This window comes from Variovorax ginsengisoli, assembly GCF_030486595.1.
Classification (GTDB): domain Bacteria; phylum Pseudomonadota; class Gammaproteobacteria; order Burkholderiales; family Burkholderiaceae_C; genus Variovorax; species Variovorax ginsengisoli_B.
Window position 1 is genome coordinate 200,161 of the sequence record NZ_JAUJZH010000004.1, and the last position, 21,659, is coordinate 221,819.

23 protein-coding genes are annotated in these 21,659 nt (G+C 69.3%); 13 read left to right on the plus strand and 10 right to left on the minus strand.

Going from position 1 to position 21,659, the window contains the following annotated elements:
- The first annotated feature begins 23 nt into the window (after positions 1 to 23).
- From QZH52_RS07800 to QZH52_RS07820, 5 genes are all read left to right on the plus strand, one after another.
- Entirely contained in the window at positions 24 to 716 is a 693-nt protein-coding gene (locus QZH52_RS07800) for a TetR/AcrR family transcriptional regulator (protein WP_301806320.1), read from the plus strand.
- 40 nt (positions 717 to 756) lie between these two features.
- Complete coding sequence (locus QZH52_RS07805) at positions 757 to 2,010, plus strand: branched-chain amino acid ABC transporter substrate-binding protein (protein WP_301806323.1); 1,254 nt, start codon at positions 757 to 759, stop codon at positions 2,008 to 2,010.
- A gap of 70 nt (positions 2,011 to 2,080) precedes the next feature.
- Positions 2,081 to 2,992, plus strand: a complete 912-nt coding sequence (gene rocF / locus QZH52_RS07810) for an arginase (protein ID WP_301806325.1) — start codon at positions 2,081 to 2,083, stop codon at positions 2,990 to 2,992.
- A 114-nt stretch (positions 2,993 to 3,106) separates the two neighbouring features.
- On the plus strand, positions 3,107 to 3,328 hold the full coding sequence (locus tag QZH52_RS07815; RefSeq protein WP_286371041.1) for a hypothetical protein: 222 nt from the start codon (positions 3,107 to 3,109) through the stop codon (positions 3,326 to 3,328).
- A gap of 106 nt (positions 3,329 to 3,434) precedes the next feature.
- On the plus strand, positions 3,435 to 3,821 hold the full coding sequence (locus QZH52_RS07820) for a response regulator (protein WP_301806330.1): 387 nt from the start codon (positions 3,435 to 3,437) through the stop codon (positions 3,819 to 3,821).
- 12 nt (positions 3,822 to 3,833) lie between these two features.
- Here QZH52_RS07820 and QZH52_RS07825 read toward each other — a convergent pair whose 3' ends face one another.
- The 4 genes from QZH52_RS07825 to QZH52_RS07840 all read right to left on the minus strand — a co-directional run bounded on the left by QZH52_RS07825 (position 3,834) and on the right by QZH52_RS07840 (position 9,585).
- On the minus strand, positions 3,834 to 4,478 hold the full coding sequence (locus QZH52_RS07825; protein WP_286538660.1) for a DUF2242 domain-containing protein: 645 nt from the start codon (positions 4,476 to 4,478) through the stop codon (positions 3,834 to 3,836).
- Positions 4,479 to 4,643: 165 nt separating this feature from the next.
- The gene (locus tag QZH52_RS07830) at positions 4,644 to 5,270 is read right to left on the minus strand and encodes a nucleoside/nucleotide kinase family protein (protein ID WP_436411551.1); all 627 of its coding nucleotides are present in this window, start codon (positions 5,268 to 5,270) and stop codon (positions 4,644 to 4,646) included.
- Positions 5,267 to 6,541, minus strand: coding sequence for a Glu/Leu/Phe/Val family dehydrogenase (locus QZH52_RS07835; RefSeq protein ID WP_301806334.1), 1,275 nt, complete (start codon positions 6,539 to 6,541; stop codon positions 5,267 to 5,269). Before QZH52_RS07835 ends, QZH52_RS07830 begins: the two co-directional genes overlap by 4 nt.
- An 89-nt stretch (positions 6,542 to 6,630) precedes the next feature.
- Positions 6,631 to 9,585 (minus strand): L-glutamate gamma-semialdehyde dehydrogenase, encoded by a 2,955-nt coding sequence (locus QZH52_RS07840; protein WP_301806337.1) that lies wholly within the window; start codon positions 9,583 to 9,585, stop codon positions 6,631 to 6,633.
- Positions 9,586 to 9,675: 90 nt separating this feature from the next.
- On the opposite strand from QZH52_RS07840, the gene QZH52_RS07845 reads away from it, so the two are divergent.
- Positions 9,676 to 10,158, plus strand: a complete 483-nt coding sequence (locus QZH52_RS07845; protein WP_301806340.1) for an Lrp/AsnC ligand binding domain-containing protein — start codon at positions 9,676 to 9,678, stop codon at positions 10,156 to 10,158.
- Here QZH52_RS07845 and QZH52_RS07850 read toward each other — a convergent pair.
- Positions 10,155 to 11,066: a LysR family transcriptional regulator gene (locus QZH52_RS07850; protein WP_301806342.1), complete on the minus strand. Its 912-nt coding sequence runs from the start codon at positions 11,064 to 11,066 to the stop codon at positions 10,155 to 10,157. The two genes, QZH52_RS07845 and QZH52_RS07850, sit on opposite strands and share 4 nt — an antisense overlap.
- A 127-nt stretch (positions 11,067 to 11,193) precedes the next feature.
- Here QZH52_RS07850 and QZH52_RS07855 point away from each other — a divergent pair, with 127 nt between their 5' ends.
- Both QZH52_RS07855 and QZH52_RS07860 read left to right on the plus strand, forming a co-directional pair.
- Complete coding sequence (locus tag QZH52_RS07855; RefSeq protein WP_301806345.1) at positions 11,194 to 11,910, plus strand: SDR family NAD(P)-dependent oxidoreductase; 717 nt, start codon at positions 11,194 to 11,196, stop codon at positions 11,908 to 11,910.
- Between the two features lie 6 nt (positions 11,911 to 11,916).
- Positions 11,917 to 12,135, plus strand: coding sequence for a tautomerase family protein (locus tag QZH52_RS07860; RefSeq protein WP_301806346.1), 219 nt, complete (start codon positions 11,917 to 11,919; stop codon positions 12,133 to 12,135).
- A 46-nt stretch (positions 12,136 to 12,181) separates the two neighbouring features.
- On the opposite strand, the gene QZH52_RS07865 is transcribed toward QZH52_RS07860, so the two are convergent.
- Positions 12,182 to 12,868, minus strand: coding sequence for a YggS family pyridoxal phosphate-dependent enzyme (locus QZH52_RS07865; RefSeq protein WP_301806348.1), 687 nt, complete (start codon positions 12,866 to 12,868; stop codon positions 12,182 to 12,184).
- 39 nt (positions 12,869 to 12,907) lie between these two features.
- Here QZH52_RS07865 and QZH52_RS07870 point away from each other — a divergent pair, with 39 nt between their 5' ends.
- From QZH52_RS07870 to QZH52_RS07880, 3 genes are all read left to right on the plus strand, one after another.
- Positions 12,908 to 13,951 carry a type IV pilus twitching motility protein PilT gene (locus tag QZH52_RS07870; RefSeq protein ID WP_286371030.1) on the plus strand — a complete coding sequence of 348 codons (1,044 nt, stop codon included), beginning with the start codon at positions 12,908 to 12,910 and terminating at the stop codon, positions 13,949 to 13,951.
- 34 nt (positions 13,952 to 13,985) lie between these two features.
- A complete protein-coding gene (locus QZH52_RS07875; RefSeq protein ID WP_286521945.1) occupies positions 13,986 to 15,122 on the plus strand; it encodes a PilT/PilU family type 4a pilus ATPase in 1,137 nt (378 codons plus the stop codon).
- 288 nt (positions 15,123 to 15,410) lie between these two features.
- Complete coding sequence (locus tag QZH52_RS07880; protein WP_301806352.1) at positions 15,411 to 16,331, plus strand: NAD(P)-dependent oxidoreductase; 921 nt, start codon at positions 15,411 to 15,413, stop codon at positions 16,329 to 16,331.
- Positions 16,332 to 16,340: 9 nt separating this feature from the next.
- Here QZH52_RS07880 and QZH52_RS07885 read toward each other — a convergent pair whose 3' ends face one another.
- Positions 16,341 to 17,129: a BON domain-containing protein gene (locus QZH52_RS07885; protein ID WP_436411552.1), complete on the minus strand. Its 789-nt coding sequence runs from the start codon at positions 17,127 to 17,129 to the stop codon at positions 16,341 to 16,343.
- A gap of 198 nt (positions 17,130 to 17,327) precedes the next feature.
- Here QZH52_RS07885 and QZH52_RS07890 point away from each other — a divergent pair, with 198 nt between their 5' ends.
- Positions 17,328 to 18,806: a patatin-like phospholipase family protein gene (locus tag QZH52_RS07890; RefSeq protein ID WP_301806353.1), complete on the plus strand. Its 1,479-nt coding sequence runs from the start codon at positions 17,328 to 17,330 to the stop codon at positions 18,804 to 18,806.
- Between the two features lie 18 nt (positions 18,807 to 18,824).
- Here QZH52_RS07890 and QZH52_RS07895 read toward each other — a convergent pair whose 3' ends face one another.
- Together QZH52_RS07895 and QZH52_RS07900 are read right to left on the minus strand one after the other, a co-directional pair.
- Positions 18,825 to 19,454 (minus strand): SIS domain-containing protein, encoded by a 630-nt coding sequence (locus QZH52_RS07895; protein WP_286521942.1) that lies wholly within the window; start codon positions 19,452 to 19,454, stop codon positions 18,825 to 18,827.
- A gap of 66 nt (positions 19,455 to 19,520) precedes the next feature.
- Positions 19,521 to 19,919, minus strand: coding sequence for a YraN family protein (locus QZH52_RS07900; RefSeq protein ID WP_286521941.1), 399 nt, complete (start codon positions 19,917 to 19,919; stop codon positions 19,521 to 19,523).
- Between QZH52_RS07900 and rsmI the strand changes: the two genes are divergently transcribed.
- Complete coding sequence (gene rsmI / locus QZH52_RS07905) at positions 19,919 to 20,866, plus strand: 16S rRNA (cytidine(1402)-2'-O)-methyltransferase (RefSeq protein ID WP_301806358.1); 948 nt, start codon at positions 19,919 to 19,921, stop codon at positions 20,864 to 20,866. The genes QZH52_RS07900 and rsmI overlap by 1 nt on opposite strands.
- Positions 20,867 to 20,888: 22 nt before the next feature.
- Here rsmI and QZH52_RS07910 read toward each other — a convergent pair whose 3' ends face one another.
- On the minus strand, positions 20,889 to 21,617 hold the full coding sequence (locus QZH52_RS07910) for a glutathione S-transferase (protein WP_301806361.1): 729 nt from the start codon (positions 21,615 to 21,617) through the stop codon (positions 20,889 to 20,891).
- Positions 21,618 to 21,659: the final 42 nt, after the last annotated feature.

Genomic DNA, 21,659 nt, shown 5'->3' on the forward strand with positions numbered 1-21,659 from the left:
CATGGTGCACCAAGATCCTACCCATGGGTATAACTTCGGCGACACCGCACAAACCCTCTGGCCACGAGGACGTGCCCTCTCCCCGCAGCGACCTGCCGCAGGGCACCGGTCGGCAGCGCACCGCCACGGCCGGCACCGACGTGCAGCGCGAGCGCATCCTGCAGGCGGCGGCGCAGCTGTTCGCCACCCAGGGCTACGCCAACACCACGATGGCGCAGATCGTGCGCGCGCTCGACGTCACGAAGCCCTTCGTCTATTACTACTTCCGCGACAAGCAGGAGATCTTCGAGACGCTCTCGTGGCGGCCCGCGGTCGACTGCTTCACATCGATGGACTTCGCCGCCGGCGACCCGCGGCGCGCGGTCGACAAGGTCAAGGAAGGCATCGAGCGGCTGATCCGCGCGACGGTGGCGCACCACCCCTGCGCCTTCTTCGCCTACAAGGAGCCGCAGGTCTACCGTCCGGAGTACATCGCGGCGCAGAAGAAGCTGGCCCATCACTTCTACGACCAGCTCTTTCCGCTGCTCGAGCAGGCCCGCAGCGACGGCGACCTGGACTTCGGCGAAACCAAGATCACCGCCTTCGCAGCGCTCAGCCTGCCCGGCTTCCTCTACAGCTGGTACCGGCCCGACGGCCGGCTCTCGCCCGACGAGGTGGTCGCCGAGCTGTCCAGGCTGGCCTGGCGGGTGCTCGGGCTGCGCGAGCCCGGCGCCTGATCGCCGAGCCTTACTTTCATTCCAACCACGGAGACCGTCCATGAAGTTCCCCAGCCTGCTTGCGCCCGTCGCGGCCGCGGCCCTGCTCGCCACCGGCGCCACCCAGGCCCAGCAGACCTACAAGATCGCCTACATCGATCCGCTGTCCGGACCCTTCGCCAATGTCGGGGAGCTGATGCTCACGCACACGCAGTACGCGATCGAGGACATCAACGCCAGGGGCGGCGTGCTCGGCGGTACCAAGATGCAGCTGCTGCAGTTCGACAGCAAGCTGTCGGCACAAGAGAGCCAGAGCGCGCTGCAGGCGGCCATCGACCAGGGCGCCCGCGCCATCGTCACGGGCGGCTCGGGCTCCTCGGTGGTGAGCGCGCTGGTGCAGGCGGTCAACCGCTGGAACCAGCGCAATCCGGGCCGCGAGCTGCTGGTGCTGAACCACTCCTCGATCGACCCCGAACTCACTGGCAAGGCCTGCAGCTTCTGGCACTTCCAGACCGACGCCAACACCGCGATGAAGATGAAGGCGATCGCCAACACCATCAAGAAGACGCCCGAGGTCAAGAAGATCTACCTGCTCAACCAGGACTATGCGCACGGCAAGCAGTGGGCCAGCTACGGCCGCCAGCTGGTCGGACTGGCGCGGCCCGACATCCAGTTCGTCGGCGAGACGCTGCACCCGATCGGCAAGGTCAAGGATTTCGCGCCCTACCTCGCCAACATCAAGCAGTCGGGTGCCGATTCGGTGATCACCGGCAACTGGGGCCAGGACATGACGCTGCTGCTCAAGGCCGCGGGCGATGCCGGCTACGACCTGCACTACTACAACCACAGCGCGGGCTCGGTGCCGGGCACGGTGTTGGCCATGTCGCAGGCCAGGCTGGGGCAACTCACCTGGGTCGCCGAGTGGCATCCGGGCCAGGCTGACTCGCCCAAGGTCGATGCGCTCGCGAAGAGCTACAAGGCCAAGACCGGCAAGGACTTCCTGGCGCCGCGCATCGAGATGACCCCGCGCCTGCTGGCCGCCGCGATCAACAAGGCCGGCAGCACCGACACCACCCAGGTCGCACGCGCCCTGGAAGACCTGGGCTTCGATTCGGTGGTCGGCCCGGTGCGCATGCGCGCCGAAGACCACCAGTTGCTGCTGCCGCAGGTGGTCAACACCATCGCGCCGGTCGACGGCAAGGCGGTCAAGGTCGGCTGGGAAGGCACAAACTACGGCTTCCGCACCGACGCGATCTACAGCGGCAACGAACTGGCCCAGGGCACCGACTGCAAGATGGTTCGGCCCCAGCCCTAGCCGTCGCGGTTGCCGGTTGTCATGCCGGTGCGCTACCGTAGCGCCTGGACAGGCAACTGGAGAGCCGCGCATGACCCGCACCCTTCGACTGATAGGCGCCCCGACCGACATCGGCGCCAGCACCCGTGGCGCCGGCATGGGGCCCGACGCGCTGCGCGTGGCGGGGCTCGCCAACACACTGGCGGGCCTCGGCTTCGAGGTGATCGACGGCGGCAACCTGGCCGGGCCGGGCACGCCCTGGGAGGTGCCGGCCGAAGGACTGCACCATCTCCCCGAGGTGATCGCGTGGAACCGGCTGGTCTACGACGCCGTCGACCAGGCCCTGGAGGCGAAGCAGCTCCCCATCCTGCTGGGCGGCGACCACTGCATCGCTGTGGGCTCGATCAGCGCGATCGCCCGGCACGTGCGCCAGCGGCGGCAGAAGCTGCGGGTGCTGTGGCTCGACGCCCATACCGACGTCAACACCGAGACCACCAGCCCGAGCGGCAACATGCACGGCATGCCGGTCTCGTGCCTGCTCGGCCATGGGCCGGCGGCACTCACCGGCTGGAGCGGCGAGCCAGCCGCGCTGGCGCACGACGCGATCCGCTTCCTCGGCATCCGCAGCGTCGATGCCGAGGAGAAGTCGGCGATCCGCTCGCTCGGCCTCGGCGTCTTCGACATGCGCCACATCGACGAACACGGCATGCGCACCACGATGACCGAGGCGCTGCAGGATGTCGACGAGGACACCCACCTGCACGTGAGCTTCGACCTCGACTGCCTCGACCCGGACTACGCGCCGGGCGTGGGCACCGGCGTGCGCGGCGGCCCGACCTGGCGCGAGATGCAGCTGTGCATGGAAATGATCGCCGACACCGGACGGCTGGGCTCGCTCGACGTGGTCGAGCTCAATCCGGCGCTCGACGTGCGCAACCGGACGGCGGAAATCGCGGTCGAGTTGATCGAAAGCCTGTTCGGCAAGTCGACGCTGGCGCGTTGAGCCGACCCGGCCGCCGCAAAAAGCGGCGCTCCGTGATTTTTCTCCCGCGGCGAATCCGCACCCTCGAACTACATTCTTAAGTATTCTTTTTTGATACCGAGAAACAAGATGGGCGTGCGCAAGATTGGACTGCTGGTGGAACAACCGACGGATGGATCGTATTTCTGGGTGATCCACGAAGACGTCCGGCGCGACGGCCGCTTCGAGCCCCTGCACCGCGCCGAGCGTTCGTTCGCGACCTATTCGGCGGCCCTGGCCCAGGGCTACGGCGTGCTCCAGCGCCTCTGCGGGCTGAACGGCCTGCCGGCCTACGCCGCCCGCGCGGTCGCGCTCTGAAGGCATCGCGCACCGCGCCGCTTTCCTACGCGTAAAGGCGCGTTCGCGGAAGCCCGCTCGCCGCTGGCGGTCGCTAGAGTCATGGTCCCCCGGACAGAACACGACGATGCCAACCAACGGACCAACGACAGAGGAGCGCGCCAGGGGCCTGCGCGTGCTGGTGGTGGAAGACGATGCCGACGCCTTGTCGGCCACCGTCGAGATGCTGCAGCTCCTGGGGCACTGGGCCACCGGGGTCCGCAGCGCCGAGAGCGCCAAGGACCGCTTCTACGACAAGGCCTTCGACGTCCTGATGACCGACGTCGGGCTGCCTGCGCTTTCCGGCCTCGACCTGGCGGAGATCCTGCGGACCCGCCACCGGGTCGACCGGCTCGGCATCATCTTCGCCAGCGGCCGGCCGCCGCCGGAGACACCGATACCCGGCGCGCTGTGGCTGCAGAAGCCCTTCAGCATCGAACAGCTGGAAGCCGCGCTGGCCCGGACCGCCGCCTGAGCGGAGGAAACCTCAGCCCCGCGTCGGCGACAGCGGCACCGGCCGCAACGGCGCCTCGATCAGCGGCTGCGGCGTCACCACCGGCGAGGCTTCGGCCGGCTTGCCCTCGGCCGCGGCCGGCAGGAAGCGGTCGATCAGCGAGAAGAAGCGGTCGTAGAAGCGCTCGTCGGTCAGCGTTTCGCTCGCCACCTTGACCAGCGCATCGTCGCTGGAGCTGAACGGCAGCGACAGCGAGCCGATCGCGCCGACGCCGACGCTGGCCGAATTGTTGGTTTTCTTCACCCCATAGCGGTCCTGCAGCGCGCTGGCGAAGGCGATCGTGCGGCGCCCGCCGTCGCCGCGCTGGCTGTCGCGCGCGCAGACCACGCGGAACTCGACTTCGACGTGCACCTCGGCGGCCGGCTGGAAGCTCTTGCGGCCGGTCACCAGGTCGGCGGTGCCCGCGGTGATCATGTAGCCCTGGCTCAAGAGCGCACGCCGCGCGGCCTCGCAGGTCTGGGCCTCGGTCGCGGGGTAGCTGCGCGTATGGGTGGTGGTGGAGTCGAACTCCTCGGGCTCGTAGTAGACCCGGGTCGGCGAGCTGCAGCCGGCGATGGACAAGGACAGCAGCAGCAGCGCGACGGCGGCGCGGCAGGACGGAAGGCGCATGGCAGGCATGGAGTGGTCGAAGTGCGAATGATAGGCCGGCGCCGGGCCGCCCCAAGGTGGCCTGCGGCCCCCGTGGGGGCAGCGACACACGAAGTTAGGAGCGTGGGGGCAAGCCAGCAAGCCGCGGGAGCACGGCCCGGCTTGGACATCGGCGGCGGCGCCGCGTTCCCCGGTTCAGTCGGCCAGGCGAAGTATGTGATGCGCCCGTGCCCGCGTGGCGGCGATCCGCGCCGCATTGGGCTCGTCGGTCTGCGCCACCCAGGCCCGCGCGGCCTCCGGGCTGCGGCCGAACTGCTGATGGCGACGCAGCAGGCGTTCGATGCGCAGCCGGTCGTCGACCTCCACGTACCAGACCTCGTCGAGCAGCGGCGCCACCCCGGCCCAGGGGCCCTCTTCCAGCAGCAGGTAGTTGCCCTCGGTGATGACCAGCGGCGTCTCGGGCCGGACCGCGATCGCGCCGGCTACCGGCTCCTCGATCTCGCGCCGGAACTCGGGCGCATAGACGACCTCGCCGGCCGGCTGGTTGCGCAGCCGCTGCAGCAGCGCGACGTAGCCGGCGCTGTCGAAGGTGTCGGGCGCGCCCTTGCGCCCGGCGCGGCCGAGCCGGCCCAGCTCGGCGTTGGCGAGGTGGAAGCCGTCCATCGGCACCACCTGGGCACGGCCCGGCAAGGCGTCCAGCAGCGCCTGCGCCACGGTCGACTTGCCGGAGCCCGGTGCGCCGACCAGCCCGAGCAGCTTGCGCCCCCCGCCGGCCAGCAGGGCCTCGAGGCGGGCCCGTTCGGCGGTCCGCAACCCGGTCACGGGTACAGGCCACGCTCCTGGCGCGCCATCAGGATCCGCTCGCAGGCCACCGCGTAGGTGGCGGTGCGCAGCGTGATCTTGTGCTTGTCGGCGGTGTCCCAGATGTTGTTGAGCGCGTTCATCATGATGCGGTCGAGCCGCACGTTGATCTCGTCCTCGTCCCAGAAGAAGGAGGAGAAGTCCTGCACCCACTCGAAGTAGCTGACCGTGACGCCGCCGGCGTTGCAGATCACGTCGGGCACCACCAGCACGCCGCGCTCGGCCAGGATGTCGTCGGCGGTCGGCACGGTCGGGCCGTTGGCGCCTTCGAGCACCAGCCGGGCCTTGGTCTTCTGGGCCCGTTCGGCCGTGATCTGGCCTTCGAGGGCGGCCGGGATCAGGATGTCGCAGGCGACTTCCCAGAAGGCCTCGTTGTCGATCACGTCGCCGCCCTTGAAGCTCACGGCACCGCCGTCGGTGCGCGAGGCCGGCACCAGCCCGGCGAGGTCGAGGCCGTTCTCGTTGACGATGGTGCCCGTGTGGTCCTGCACCGCCACGATCTTCGCGCCGGCCTCGGCGAACAGCTCGGCCGCCACCGAGCCCACGTTGCCGAAGCCCTGCACCGCGACGCGGGCGCCGCGCAGGTCGAGCCCGAGCCGGCGCGCCGCCTCGCGGCCGGTCACGAAGACGCCGCGGCCGGTGGCCTTGACCCGGCCCAGCGAGCCGCCCAGGTGCAGCGGCTTGCCGGTGACGACGCCGGTGGCGGTGCCGCCGACGTTCATCGAATAGGTGTCCATCATCCAGGCCATGATCTGGGCGTTGGTGTTGACGTCGGGCGCCGGGATGTCGGAATGCGGGCCGATGATGATGCCGATCTCGCTGGTGTAGCGGCGCGTGACCTTCTCGAGCTCCTTGAGCGAGAGCTTCTTCGGGTCGACCCGGATGCCGCCCTTGGCGCCGCCGTATGGCAGGTTGACCGCCGCCGTCTTGACCGTCATCCAGGCCGACAGCGCCATCACTTCTTCCAGCGTGACGTCGGGGTGGAAACGCACGCCGCCCTTGCCCGGGCCGCGCGACAGGTTGTGCTGCACCCGGTAGCCCTCGAAATGGGCGATCGAGCCGTCGTCCATCTCGATCGGCACGTCGACGATCAGCGCCCGCTTCGGGCGCTTGAGGGTCTCGGCCCAGCGAGCCAGGTCCCCGAGGTAGGGGATGACGCGATCGACCTGCGACAGGTAGGTGCCCCAGGGGCTGTTGGCGGTCGGCTGGACATAGGAGAGTATGGAACTCATGGCGATGCGATCCTTGGTGTTGAACGGACAGGCGCCACGATAGTCTTGGTGCGCCCGTCGCGCCATGCCTATGCGCGTTGCTTTGGCGTTTATGCGATGGCGGCAAGCAGCGCCGCGTTGCCGCCCGCGGCGGTGGTGTTGATGGTGAGCGTTTGCTCCGCACAGAAGCGCAGCAGGTAGTGCGGGCCGCCCGCCTTCGGGCCGGTTCCGCTGAGCCCCTCGCCGCCGAACGGCTGGACGCCGACGACCGCCCCGATGATGTTGCGGTTGACATAGACGTTGCCCACATGGGCGCGCGCCGCCAGCGCCAGGGCCCGGCTGTCGATGCGGGTCTGGATGCCCAGCGTGAGCCCGAAGCCCAGCCGGTTGACGGCCTCGATCACGGCCTGGGGCTCGCCCGACCAGCGCACCACCTGCAGCACGGGGCCGAAGATCTCGTCGCTGACCCGGTCGATGGCCGGCACCTCGTAGGCGTGGGGCGAGATCAGGTTGTCGATCCCCGGCGGCGCGTCGGCCGGCGCCACCAGCCGGGTGGCCTCCGAGTCCAGCCGCCGCAGGTGCCGCCGGATGTTGTCGAAGGCCTCGCGGTCGATCACCGGCCCGACATCGGTGGCCAGCAGGGCCGGATCGCCGGCGGTCAGTTCGCGGGCCGCACCGCGGATCATCTCGATCACCGGGTCGGCGATGCCCTCGTGCAGCAGCAGCAGCCGCAGCGCCGAGCAGCGCTGGCCGGCCGAGCGGAAGGCGCTCTGCACCACGGCATCGACCACTTGCTCGGGCAGTGCGCTGGAGTCGACCAGCATGGCGTTGATGCCGCCGGTTTCGGCGATCAGCGGCACGATCGGGCCGTCCTTGGCCGCCAATGCGCGGTGGATGATCTTGGCCACCTGCGTCGACCCGGTGAACACCACGCCGGCCACGCCGGGCGCCGCGACCAGCGCGGCACCGACGGTTTCGCCCGGCCCGTGCAGCAGTTGGAGGGCCTCGGCCGGCACGCCGGCGGCGTGCAGCAGCCGCACCGCTTCCAGGGCGACGGCCGGCGTCTGCTCGGCCGGCTTGGCCAGCACCGTGTTGCCGGTGGCGAGCGCGGCCGCCACCTGGCCCAGGAAGATCGCCAGCGGGAAGTTCCACGGGCTGATGCAGACCCAGGGGCCGCGGCCGGTGAGGCGCAGCTCGTTGCTCTCGCCGGTCGGCCCGGGCAGCGCGACCGGCTGCATCAGCCGCTCGGCCTCGTCGGCGTAGTAGCGCAGGAAGTCGACCGCTTCGCGCACTTCCGCCACCGCGTCGCCCCAGGTCTTGAAGGCTTCCTTGACCAGCAAGGCGCAGAAGCGCGGCAGTTCGGCCTGCAGCGCGTCGGCCGCGTGGCGCAGCACGGCGGCGCGCCGGGCGACCGGCGTCCGGTTCCAGCTGCGCCAGGCCGCGGCTGCGGCGCCCACCGCCGCTTCGGCGCCCTGGGCGTCGAACTCCGGCACCGCCGCCACCGTCGTGGCTGCGTGGGCCGCCAGCAGCGGCGCGCGCATCGCCTCGACCGCGAGGTCGACGCCGCTGCTGTTGCGGCGGGCAGGCACCGGACCATAGAGCTCGGGCGGCAGCGGCAGCGAGGCATGGCGGTCGAGCCAGAGCGGCGAGACCAGCAGTTCGTCCATGCCGACGTGAGCGTCGGCTAGCTGGTTCACGAAGGACGAGTTGGCGCCGTTCTCGAGCAGCCGGCGCACCAGGTAGGCCAGCAGGTCCTTGTGGCGGCCGACCGGCGCGTAGACGCGCACCGGCACGGCGGTGCTCTTCATCACCTCGCGGTAGATTCCCTCGCCCATGCCGTGCAGCCGCTGCAATTCGAATGGAACGCTGCCCGCCATCGCCAGGATCGCCGCGATCGTGCCCGCGTTGTGCGTCGCGAACTGCGGGTAGATCGCATCCGGCGCCGCCAGCAGCGCCCGGGCGCAGGCCAGGTAGCTGAGGTCGGTGTGGTGCTTGTGCGTGAACACCGGGTAGTGCGGCAGCCCGAGTTCCTGGGCCCGCTTGATCTCGGCGTCCCAGTAGGCGCCCTTGACCAGCCGGCACATCAGCCGCAGCTTGTGCTTGCGGGCAATCCCGGTCACGTGCTCGACCAGTTCCAGCGCCCGCGTCTGGTAGGCCTGCATCGCCAGGCCGAAGCCGCGCCACTGCGGCTTCTCGGCCGCCACCTTGGCCGCCAGCGCCTCGAACACGTCGAGCGAGAGCTCGAGCCGGTCGACCTCCTCGGCATCGATCGTGAGGTTGAGATCGGCATCGGCCGCCAGCAGGCACAGCTGCCAGACGCGCGGCACCAGCTCGCGCATCACCCGCGCGTGCTGGGCGTCTTCGTAGCGCGGATGCAGCGCGCTGAGCTTGATCGAGATGCCGTCGTTCTGCTCGGGCGTGCCGTCGCGGTCGGCGCCGGCGGCGATCGAGCGGGTCGCGTTCACGTAGCTGTCGAGGTAGCGCAGCGCATCGGCATCGGTGCGGGCGCCCTCGCCCAGCATGTCGTAGCTGAAGCGCAGCGCCGAGTGCTTGCGATGCGCCGAGCGAGCCTCGGCCATGCCCTCCTCGATGGTCTGGCCGAGCACGAACTGGCGGCCCAGCAACTGGACTGCGCGCAGGGTCGCGGCGACCACGGTGCGGGCGCCGAGCCTGGCCATCAGGCCCGGCTCGGCCTCCTGGTCGGGCAGGAATTTCTTCGACAGCGCGATCGCCGAGGACGACAGTCGCGCCAGGGTCGAATCGGCGCTGCTGTCGAAGTTGGCGCGGCCCAGCTGGTCGGCGGTCAGCGCGATCGCGGTCTCGGCGTCGGGCACCCGCAGCAGCGCCTCGGCCAAGCGCATCAGGGCCAGGCCCTCGGCGCTCGAGATCGGGTATTCGCGCAGCAGGCTCTCCATGGCCCAGAACGGCGGCGGGCTGTGGCGCACGGCGCGCACCCAGGGCGTGGCGACGGGCACGATGGCCGCCCAGTCGAGGGCGCCCTTCAGCGAGGCGAGGCGGTGCGAGGCGATATCGGCTTCGGGGCGGTAGGGGCTGGGCAGGCGCATGGCGAAAACTCCGTGGTCAATGCGGCGATGCTCCGCCTTCCGTCACCGAGTTATTCACCAAAATTCATCCATCCACCAGATAATTCTCTAGTGACAAATGAATCGACCACCGATCTCGACCGCATCGACATGAAAATCCTGAAGGTTCTTCAGGAAGACGGTCGAATCTCGAACCTCAAGCTGGCCGAGGCCGTGGCGCTGTCGCCGACCGCGGTGCTGGCCCGGGTGCAGCGCCTCGCGCGCGACGGCTTCATCCTCGGCTACGAGGCCCGGCTCGATCCGCACAAGCTGGGCCGCGGCTTCACCGTCTTCGTCGAGGTGCTGCTCGACCGCACCACGCCCAACGTGTTCGACGCGTTCAAGGCCGCGGTGCAGGTGCGCGACGAGATCATGGAGTGCCACATGGTCGCGGGCGGCTTCGACTACCTGCTCAAGACCCGCATGGCCGACATGACGGCCTACCGCGACTTCGCCGGCACGGTGCTGTGGCAGCTGCCCGGCGTGCGCGAGACGCGGACCTACGCGGTGATGGAGGAGGTGAAGAGCAGCGCGCGGATTCCGCTGCCGGGCTAGGCCGGACGTTCGCCGAGCAGGTAATCGACGAACGCGCGCACCCGCAGCGGCACGAAGCGCCGGTGCGGATACAACAGGCCGTGCGGCCGCGAACGGCCGCCGAAATCCTGCAGCAGCTCGACCAGCCGGCCGGCGCGCAGGTCCTCCTCGACGACGAAGCGATAGGCCTGGAACACGCCGGCACCGTGGCGCGCCAACGTGGCGCCGGCGGTCACGTCGTCCGAACACGCATAGCCGCCGGAGGTCTGCAGCTCGAGTTCCTGCCCGTCGCGCCGGAACAGCCACGGAATGGCGCGTCCGCTGCTGGGCAATTCGAACTGGATGCATTCATGGGCCTGCAGCTCATCGAGAGTCGAAGGCGTTCCGTAGCGCTGCAGGTAGTCGGGCGAGGCGACGACGACCAGCGGCGTGTCCTCCAGAAGGCGCGAAACCAGGCTCGAGTCGGCGGTCGCCCGGGCCCGTATCGCCAGGTCGTAGCCCTCTTCCGCGAAGTCGATGTTGCGGTTGCTGACGTTGACCTCGACCTTCACGGCCGGAAAGCGCTCGCGGAAGCCCGGCAGCAGCGGCAGGAGGCGGTAGTGGCCGTAGGTGGTCGGCGCGCTGATGCGCAGCAGGCCGGACGGCGCGACCTGGTGGCCGGAGGCTTCCCGCTCGGCCTCGACCAACTGGTTCAGGGCTTGCCGGCACTGCTCGAAATAACCGCGCCCGGCCTCGGTCAGCCGCATCTGCCGCGTCGTCCGCGTGAAGAGCCGCACGCCCAGCCGCTCCTCCAGCCGCGAGATCGAACGGCTGACCGCCGCCGGCGTCACGGAAGCGACCGCGGCCGCGGCCGTGAAGCTGCCCTGCTCGGCGGCCAGGCAGAACAGTTCGATGCTGCCCAGCATCACGTCGTCGAATTGTCGATTCATGGTGTTTCGCTCCGTTGGCGTTCGCATTCATTACATCATGTATTGATAGATTTACTTCGTACCAGCTTTATCAAACGAAAGCACATCAATACAGTCGAGTCCTCCACTCCACTTCAAAGGACTCGTCATGACAGAAAGCAATTCCAAGGTCGCCGTCATCACCGGCGCCTCCAGCGGCATCGGTGCCGCGCTCGCCAAGGCCTATCGCCGGGCCGGCTTCCGGGTCGTCGCCAATTCGCGTTCGATCGCCGCCAGCACCGATCCGGACGTCCTGGCGATCGCCGGCGACGCCGCGGACCCCGCGACGGCCGCGCGGATCTTCAGCGAGGGCGTGGACCGCTTCGGCCGCATCGACACGCTGGTCAACAACGCCGGCATCTTCACAGCCAAGCCATTCACCGCGTTCACCCCCGAGGATTGGGCGGCGAACATCGGCACCAACCTGGCCAGCTTCTTCCACATCAGCCAGCTGGCCTTGAAGCGGATGGAAGCCCAGGGGTCGGGCCACATCGTCCAGATCACGACCAGCCTCGCGGACCAGCCGATCAACGGCGTGCCGTCGGTGCTGGCGTCGCTGACCAAGGGCGGCCTGAACGCCGCCACCAAGTCGCTGGCCATCGAGTACGCGTCGCGCGGCATCCGCGTGAATGCGGTGGCCCCCGGCATCGTCAAGACCCCGATGCATCCGCCGGAGACCCATGCGGCGCTCAGCGGCCTGCATCCGCTGGGCCGGATGGGTGAAATGGAAGAGATCGTCGACGCGGTGCTGTTCCTCGAGAACGCGAAGTTCGTGACCGGCGAGATCCTTCACGTCGACGGCGGGCAGGCCGCAGGTCACTGGTGATCCGCCATGCCTTACATCAGGATCGAGATCACGCGCGAAGGCGTGACCCAGGAACAGAAGAAGCAGCTGATCGCCGGCGCCACCGAGCTGATGGTGCGCGTGCTCGACAAGGACCCGGCCACCACCTTCGTCGTGATCGACGAAGTGGACCTGGACAACTGGGGGGTGGGCGGCCGGCCGGTGGTCGAGTGGCGACGGGAGCAGGCAGAGGCTCGGAGCGGGTGAGGTTGCGGCGGGCAGCCAGGCACGAGGTCCGGCAGGTCGCGCGCCCTTAGCGCTGCCCGAAGATCGCCGTCCCGATCCGCACCATCGTGCTGCCCGCCGCCACCGCGGCCTCCAGGTCGGCGGACATCCCCAGCGACAAAGTGTCGACCTCGATCCCCGCCCCTCGGATCTGCTCGAAAACCGCAGCCGCCCGCTGGAAAAGCGCCCGCTGCGACTCGAAATCCGGCGCCGGCTCCGGGATCGCCATCAGCCCGCGCAGCCGCAAACGTGGCAAAGCCGCCACGGCCTGCGCCAGTGCCAGCGCGTCTTCGGGCGCCACGCCGGACTTGTTCGCACCGCCATCCACGTTGACCTGCAGGCAGACCGAAAGTGGCGGCAGGTGCGCCGGCCGCTGCTCGGCCAGCCGCTGGGCGATCTTCAGCCGGTCGATGCTGTGCACCCAGTCGAAATGCTCGGCCACCACCCGCGTCTTGTTGCTCTGCAGAGGGCCGATGCAGTGCCATTCGAGCTCTTCGCGAAGATCGGCCAGGGCCTCGATCTTGGCCACGCCCTCCTGCACATAGTTCTCGCCGAAGGCCCGCTGGCCGGCCGCATGCGCCGCGCGCACCGCGTCGGCGTCGAAGGTCTTGGACACCGCGAGCAAGCGCACGCTCGCCGGATCGCGCCCGGCGGCCGTGCAGGCCGTCACGATCCGGGTCCGAACTTGCTGGAGCTTGTCGCCAATCATCGTCATAATCTTCAAAGTCGTATCAAAACGTCACCGAGGAACTGCGTGGACATTACCCAACTGCTCGCCTTCAGCGTCAAGAACAAGGCGTCCGACCTGCACCTCTCGGCCGGGCTGCCGCCCATGATCCGGGTCCACGGCGACGTGCGCCGCATCAATGTCGATGCGCTCGATCACAAGGCCGTGCACGCCATGGTGTACGACATCATGAGCGACACGCACCGCAAGCACTACGAAGAGTTCCTGGAGGTCGACTTCTCGTTCGAGATCGACGGCCTGGCGCGCTTCCGCGTCAACGCCTTCAACCAGTCGCGCGGCGCTGCTGCCGTTTTCCGGACCATTCCGTCGAAGATCCTCACGCTCGAGCAGCTCAACGCACCGAAGATTTTCGGCGATCTGGCGCTCAAGCCGCGCGGCCTGGTGCTGGTCACCGGCCCGACCGGTTCCGGCAAGTCGACCACGCTGGCGGCGATGATCAACTACCTGAACGAAACCGAGTACGGCCACATCCTCACGGTCGAGGACCCGATCGAGTTCGTCCACGACTCCAAGAAGTGCCTGATCAACCAGCGCGAGGTCGGGCCGATGACGCTGTCGTTCGCCAACGCGCTGCGCTCGGCGCTGCGCGAGGACCCGGACGCGATCCTGGTCGGCGAAATGCGCGACCTCGAGACCATCCGGCTGGCGATGACCGCGGCCGAGACCGGCCACCTGGTGTTCGGCACCCTGCACACCTCGTCGGCGGCCAAGACCATCGACCGGATCATCGACGTCTTCCCAGGCGAGGAAAAGGAAATGATCCGCGCCATGCTGTCGGAGTCGCTTCAGGCGGTGATCTCGCAGACCCTGTGCAAGACCAAGGACGGCCAGGGCCGCGTGGCGGCGCACGAGATCATGCTGGGCACGCCCGCCATCCGCAACCTGATCCGCGAAGGCAAGGTGGCGCAGATGTATTCGTCGATCCAGACCGGCAGCGGCCAGGGCATGCAGACGCTCGACCAGAACCTCACCGACCTGGTGAGGCGCAGTGTCATTTCCGCCGCCGAAGCGCGCGGAAAGGCCAAGATCCCCGAGAATTTCCCCGGCTGACCCAGCCCTTGCCCAGCCGCACCGGAGTACCGTCATGGAACGCGATCAAGCCAGCCAGTTCATCAACGACCTGCTGAAGCTCATGGTGAGCCGCAACGGCAGCGACCTGTTCATCACGGCGGACTTCCCGCCGGCGATCAAGGTCGACGGCAAGGTCACCAAGGTATCTGCCCAGGCGCTCGGCGCCCAGCACACGCTGGCGCTCACGCGCTCGGTCATGAACGACCGCCAGACGGCCGAGTTCGAGCGCACCAAGGAGTGCAACTTCGCGATCTCGCCGACCGGCATCGGCCGCTTCCGCGTCAATGCCTTCGTGCAGCAGGGCAAGGTCGGCATGGTGCTGCGGACCATCCCCGCCAAGCTGCCGACCATCGACGGCCTCGGCATGCCGCAGGTGCTCAAGGACGTGGCGATGACCAAGCGCGGCCTGACCATCCTGGTCGGCGCCACCGGCTCGGGCAAGTCGACCACGCTGGCCGCGATGATCGACTGGCGCAACGAGAACTCCTACGGCCACATCGTGACGGTCGAGGACCCGGTCGAGTTCGTGCACCCGCACAAGAACTGCGTGGTGACGCAACGCGAAGTCGGCATCGACACCGACAGCTGGGAGGCGGCGCTCAAGAACACGCTGCGCCAGGCGCCCGACGTGATCCTGATGGGCGAGATCCGCGACCGCGAGACGATGGAGCACGCGGTCGCATTCGCCGAGACCGGCCACCTCTGCATGGCCACCCTGCACGCCAACAGCGCCAACCAGGCGCTCGACCGGATCATCAACTTCTTCCCCGAGGAGCGCCGCGCCCAGCTGCTGATGGACCTGTCGCTGAACCTGCGCTCGCTGGTCTCGCAGCGGCTGATCCCGACCGAGGACGGCCACGGCCGCATCGCCGCGGTCGAGATCCTGCTGAACACGCCGCTGATCTCCGACATGATCTTCAAGGGCGAGGTCGGCGAGATCAAGGAGATCATGAAGAAGAGCCGCAACCTGGGCATGCAGACCTTCGACCAGGCCCTGTTCGATCTCTTCGAGGCCAATGCGATCAGCTTCGAAGACGCGATCCGCAACGCCGACTCGGCCAACGACCTGCGGCTGCAGATCAAGCTGAACAGCCAGCGCGCGCGCACGACCGACCTTTCGGCCGGCACGGAGCACTTCGCGATCGTCTGACTTGACTCGCCCCCAGGTTGGGCTCACTGCGTGTAGCCCGCCCACCCCCTGCCGGGGGCAACACCAGCGGCCCGGCGAAGCCGGTTCCGCGGTGTTTCACCAACGGGCCTGGCTGCGCCGGCCGGTGAATGCAGGCGCGGTGGTTGTTCTTCGGCGGCGCGCAGCGCCCGCCCGTTGGTGGGCAGTCGCGGAACCGGCTTTGCCGGGCCGCCGACTGCGCCCCCGGTCGGGGGTGGGCGCCCGGACACGAAGTGCCGGGCAACCTGGGGGCGAGCTAAAGTACGCCCCATGAGCAGCCTCAACCCCAAAACCTACGACCCCGTCCCTTCGCAGAAGGTCGCCTTCCTCGGCCTCGGCGTGATGGGCTACCCGATGGCCGGGCATCTCGCGCTGGCCGGCCACCACGTCACGGTCTACAACCGCAGCGCGGCCAAGGCCCACGACTGGGAGACCGAATTCGCGCCCCAGGCCCCGGCGTCCGTGAGCCACTCGGCCACGCCGCGCGGCGCCGCGTCCAATGCCGACATCGTGTTCTGCTGCGTCGGCAACGACGACGACCTGCGCTCGGTGGTGCTCGGCGAGAACGGCGCCTTCGCGGGCATGGCCCCGGGCGCGGTGTTCGTCGACCACACGACCGCCTCGGCCGACGTCGCGCGCGAACTGTCGAAGGCGGCGCTCGAACGCGGCCTGCAGTTCATCGACGCCCCGGTCTCAGGCGGCCAGGCCGGGGCCCAGAACGGCGCGCTGACCGTGATGTGCGGCGGCGACGCCGCCACCTTCGACAAGGTCAAGCCCGTCGCCGCGGCCTTCGCCCGCGCCGTCACGCTGCTGGGCGCCAGCGGCGCCGGCCAGCTCGCGAAGATGGTCAACCAGATCGCGATCGCGGGCCTGGTGCAAGGGCTGTCGGAAGCGATCGCCTTCGGGCAGCGGGCCGGCCTCGACATGAACGAGGTGCTGGCCGTGATCGGCAAGGGCGCCGCGCAAAGCTGGCAGATGGACAACCGCGGCAAGACCATGATCGAAGGCAAGTTCGACTACGGCTTCGCGGTCGACTGGATGCGCAAGGACCTGGGCCTGGTGCTCGACGAAGCCAAGCGCAATGGCGCCCGGCTGCCGGTTACCGCGCTGGTCGACCAGTTCTATGCCGACGTGCAGCAGGCCGGCGGCAATCGCTGGGACACTTCCAGCCTGATCACCCGACTCAAGTAGGGGTTCGCTTCAGCGCACCGGCGAGGTCGTGACGCCGCCGCTGGCCGGTGGCGTCGACGACGACGGCAGCGGGGGCAGCGGCTCCATCGGCGGCAGCGGCACGCTCGAACGCGAGGCCGGTGCGCTGCCCGCGGGTGTGCCCGTGCCGCCGGGCTGGCCCTGCGGCTGCTGCTGTTGCTGCTGCAGCTGGTTTTGCAGTTCCGCTTCGCTGACGATCTCGACCACGCGCACCACCTTCGTGACGCCGGAGACGCCGCGCGCGATGTCGGTCGCGCGATCGGTCTCGCGGCGGGTCGCGATGCCCAGCAGGTAGACCGTGCCGCGCTCGGTCACGACCTTGAACGAGTTGGCGAAGATGTCCTTGGCATCGAGCAGCGAGGCCTTGACCTTGCCGGTGATGAAGGTGTCGTTGGAGCGTTCCTGGAAGGTGCTCGGCGGTCCGACCACAAGTTCGTTGACCACCGAGCGGACGTTGTCGACGCGCCGCACCACGTCTTCGACGCGGCGCTTGTCGGCCTCGCTGCCGACCGTGCCGGTGAGCAGCACCTGGCGGTTGAAGCTGGTGATGCTCACGTACATGTTGTCGTTGGCGATCTCGCGCACGCGCGCGCCGCCGCGCAGCTCGATCGCCTGGTCGTCGACCTGCGCGCCCGAGCTGCGCCGGTCGGTCGCCACCATGCCGACACCGGCCGCCGCTGCCCCGCCCACCACCAGCGGCACGCAGGCTGTGAGACCGGCGACGAGTGCGGCGCCTGCGGTCAAAGCCATCGCGATGCGTTGAGTGGATGTGGTCTTCATGGGTGTTGGCCTTCCGGTGCGTTGTGTCCGCGGCGAGTTTAGCCCAGGGTATTGCGCCCCCCGTTACCGGCTGTCATGGCCGGGCGTGCCATCGGCATGTCGCGCCTCTTGCCTACAATTCGGCGCGGTGGATGGCGCATATGTTGCATGGTCCGCATCCGGCATTCGATATCGAACCGTTCGAGCAAGGAAGGCATCGTGAATCAATCCATCGCGCGTCCGGCCGCGCTGCGCCGGATGTCCGCCGCAGCGGCCGCGCTGCTGCTGGCCGGGTGCAACGCGCTGGCCCCGGTCAACCCGCCGATCGCCAAGGTCGACTTCGACAGCGGCTACCGGGTCAACCGGATGCTCAAGCGGCAGCACGAAGGCGTCACCAACGACCCGCACACGGTGTTCATGCTGACCTTCTCGGGCGGCGGCACGCGGGCCGCGGCGTTCTCGTACGGCGTGCTCGAGGAACTGCGGCGCACCGATGTCATGGTGGGGGGCGTGCAGCGCAATCTGCTCGAAGAAGTGGATGCCATCTCGGGCGTCTCGGGCGGCAGCTTCACGGCCCTGGCCTACGCGCTCTACGGCGACCGGCTGTTCACCGAGTACGAGCCGCGCTTCCTGAAGCGCGACGTGCAGGGCACGCTGACCTGGCGCGCGCTCAACCCACTCAACTGGTTCAGCCTCGGCAGCGGCCTGTACGGACGCTCCGAACTGGCGGCCGACTACTACGACGAGATCCTGTTCAACGGCGCCACCTTCGCCGACCTTCTCAAGCTGCCGACGCCGGTGACCGCGGTCACCGGCACCGACCTCTCGACCGGTGCCCGCTTCCAGTTCTCGCAGGAGCAGTTCGACTTGATCTGCTCCGACCTCGGCACGGTGCGGCTGGCCCGGGCCGCCGCGACCTCCTCGGCCGTGCCCGCCGTGCTGTCGCCGGTCACCTACTACAACTACGGCGGCCAGTGCGGCGCCACCCTGCCGCCCTGGGTCCGCGACGTCACCCGGCCCGACTCGCCCGCGCGCCCCGCCGGCCGCGCCCTGCTGCGCTATCGCGACATCAAGAACTTCGAGGACAGCAAGAACCGGCCCTACCTGCACGTGGTCGATGGCGGCGTCTCCGACAACCTGGGGCTGCGCGGCCTGCTCGAGGCCCTCGAGGAGCTCGAGGCCAGCCCTTCCTTCCAGCGCCAGGCGGGATTCGACGAGATCCGGCGCATCGTGGTCGTGGTGGTCAATTCGCGCTCGGCGCCGGCCACCGACTGGGACCGCAAGGCGCGCGCGCCAGGCATCGTGGCGCAACTGCTGCAGTCGTCGAGCGTGCCGATCGACCATTTCTCCTACGAGTCGGTCGAACTGCTGAAGGACATCGCCCAACGCTGGGCCGACAAGCGCGACCTCAAGGTGGCCGAGCTGCGGCTGTCCGGCATGTCGCGCGCGCAGGCCGAGGCGGCAGTGCCGACGCTGAGCTTCGATGCGATCGACGTCAGTTTCGACGCCATCGAAGACCCCGAAGAGCAGCGCTACTTCATGAATCTGCCGACCAGCTTCGTGCTGTCGGCCGAAGAGGTCGACCGGCTGCGCGCGCTGGGCGGGAGGCTGCTGCGCGAATCGCCGGGCTATCGCGATCTGCTCGACCGGATCAGCGACCGCAAGGCACCCGCCAAGGCCGGGGCGCCATCGCAGTAGCGGGACGACCGGGCGCGCTCAGGCCGAGGAAGAGTCGCTGTCCTGGTCACCGAGCAGCTGCGCATCGACGCCGTCGCACAGGCAGTGCAGCACCAGCAGGTGGATCTCGTGGATGCGCGCCGCGCGCTCGTGCGGCACGCAGACCTGGACATCGGTCTCGCGCAGCGCACGGCCCACGGCGCCCCCGGTCCCGCTGCCCGAAGGCGCCGCGTTGCCGAGCAGGGCCACCACGGTCATGTCGCGCGCATGGGCCGCCTCGACCGCCGCCAGCACGGCGGCGGACTGGCCGCTGACGCTCAGCACCAGCAGCACGTCGCCGGCCTGGCCCAGGGCGCGCACCTGGCGCGCGAAGCGATCGGCGCCCAGCGATTCGGCCGTGTCCGCGGCGGGGTCGGTGGCATCGCCGGGCAGCGCGATCGCGGCCAGCTCGGGGCGGTCGCGCTCGAAGCGGCCGACGAACTGGGCCGCGAACTGCGCCGCCAGGAAGCCGGAAACGCCGGCCCCGCAGGCGAGGATCTTGCCGCCGCTGGTGACGCAGGCCAGCAAGGCCTGCATGGCTTGGGAGATCGGTTTGCCGAGCAGTGGCCCGGCCTGGTATTTGAGGTCCGCACTGTCGATGAAGTGCTGCTGAATCCGTTGCTCTAGCATTTGGCCCGGATGATAACTGCGGGTTTCCACCCTGGGACTGAAACAAAACGTGAGCAGCCGCCGAGCTCAGCCGGCATCGAACGCGGCCTGGAGCCACTCGATGCGTTCTTCGACCAGCACCACGTCGAAGCGGCACGGCGGCAGGACGCGCAGCCGGCTGATGTAGTGCTGTGCCGCGAAGACGATGCGGCGCTGCTTCACGCCGGTGATGCTGCCGCCGGCGCCGCCGTGCGTCGCGCTGGAACGGCCGCGGACCTCGACGAACACCAGCGTGCCGTCGCGCGGATCGCGCATGATGAGGTCGATCTCGCCGCCGCCGCGGCCGGGGGTTCGATAATTGCGCGCGACCAGCCCGAGGCCGGCCGCCTGCAGGTGTTCGAGCGCGGCGTCTTCGGCCGCGTCGCCGCGCTGCTTGGTCGTCGGCAGCGATGTCCGCCCCGCCGCCTTGTTCTGGAGATAAGCCATTGACTTCCATCGCTCCCGCTTCGTTCGGCGCCGCCCTGCTCGCCGCGCGTGATGCCGCGGGTTCGCAGCATTATCCGCAGGCGACCCTGTACGTGGTCGCGACGCCGATCGGCAACCTGGCGGACATCACGCTGCGCGCCCTGCACGTGCTGCAGTTGGTCGACGCGGTCGCCTGCGAGGACACGCGCCACACGCAGAGCCTGCTGCGGGCCTATGGCATCGACCGCCCGGGCGCGCAGCTGCTGGCACTGCACCAGCACAACGAGAGCGAGGCGGCGCAGGCGGTGATCGCGCGGCTGGCCGCGGGCGAGCGCATCGCCTACGTCAGCGACGCCGGCACGCCCGGCGTCAGCGACCCGGGCGCGCGGCTGGTGGCCGCGGCACGTGACGCCGGCCATCGCGTGCTGCCCCTGCCGGGCGCCAGCAGCGTGACCACCCTGGTCGGCGCCGCCGGGCTGGTCGCCGCCGGCGACGCGGGCAGCGCCTTCGTGTTCGGCGGCTTCCTGCCGAGCAAGGCGGGCGAGCGCGATGCCGCGGTGCTGCTGCTGGCCGACGAGCCCCGCAGCGTCGTGCTGCTCGAGGCGCCGCATCGCATCGAGGCACTGGCCCGCGCGCTGGCCACCCTCGGCGAGCGCAAGGTCACCGTCGGGCGCGAGCTCACCAAGCAGTTCGAGGAGATCGCGACCGTCGCCGCCGCCGACTTGCCCAGCTGGTTCGCCGCCAGCCGCGACCGCACGCGCGGCGAGTTCGCGCTGGTGCTGCACCCGAAGCCCACGGCCGTCGACGACAGCATCGAGGGCGAACGCGTGCTGCGCCTGCTGCTGGCCGAACTGCCCGTGAAGACCGCGGTGCGCGTCGCCGCCGAGATCAGCGGCGCCCCGCGCAATGCGCTCTACGAGGCCGCGCTGCGAATGCGCAAGGACGGGGACGAGTCGATCGCCCCCTAGTGCGACCGCCGACCCGCCGGCATCAGCCGTCGAGTTCGGGGTAGGCGCGGAAGATCCCGTCCTCGTTGAAGGCGATCCGGCGCGGGCTGCGCAGATAGTCGTGGACCCGCTGCCGGCGACCGATGTTGGCATGCAGCTTCGCGACCGCCGGGGTGTCGGCCAGCGCCCGCACAGCCGCCTTGGGGAAGGCATAGCGCAGCCCCGCGACCAGCTGGAACAGCGAGAGGTCGGCGTAGGTCAGGACGTCGCCGACCAGGTGCAGGTCGCCGGACGGATTGCGCTTCAGCACCGTCTCGAACCAATTCAGGAATTTCGGAATGCGCTCCTCGCGAAAGGCCCTGGCGCGTGCCAGCGCGGCCTCGCGCTGGTCCTCGTAGTAGAGCCCGGTCGACAGCGGATGATGGGTGTCGTGCGCCTCGGCCACGCAGTCGGCGATCGTCAGCTGCAGCTGGTGCGTCCAGAGGCCGTCGGCCTCGCCCACTCCCGCGAGCCCGAGGCGCGGACCGAGGTACAGCAGGATCGCCGCGGTCTGGCCGACCACGATGTCGCCGTCGACCAGGAAGGGCGGCGCGAACGAGGGCCGGGGATTGTCCGGATCGCCAAGCCGGCGCCCTAGATTCGATTCGCCGCCGCCCCTGGACGGGGGCTCCCGCGCCACGTCGACATAGGCAGCGCCCGCGGCCTCGAGCGCCAGGCGGACGAATTCACCGCGGCCCTGGATCGTGGGCCAGTAATGAAGCTGGTAGGTCAAGCATCCTCCGCACGAAGGGGTGGAGCCCGGAGGATACGAGCC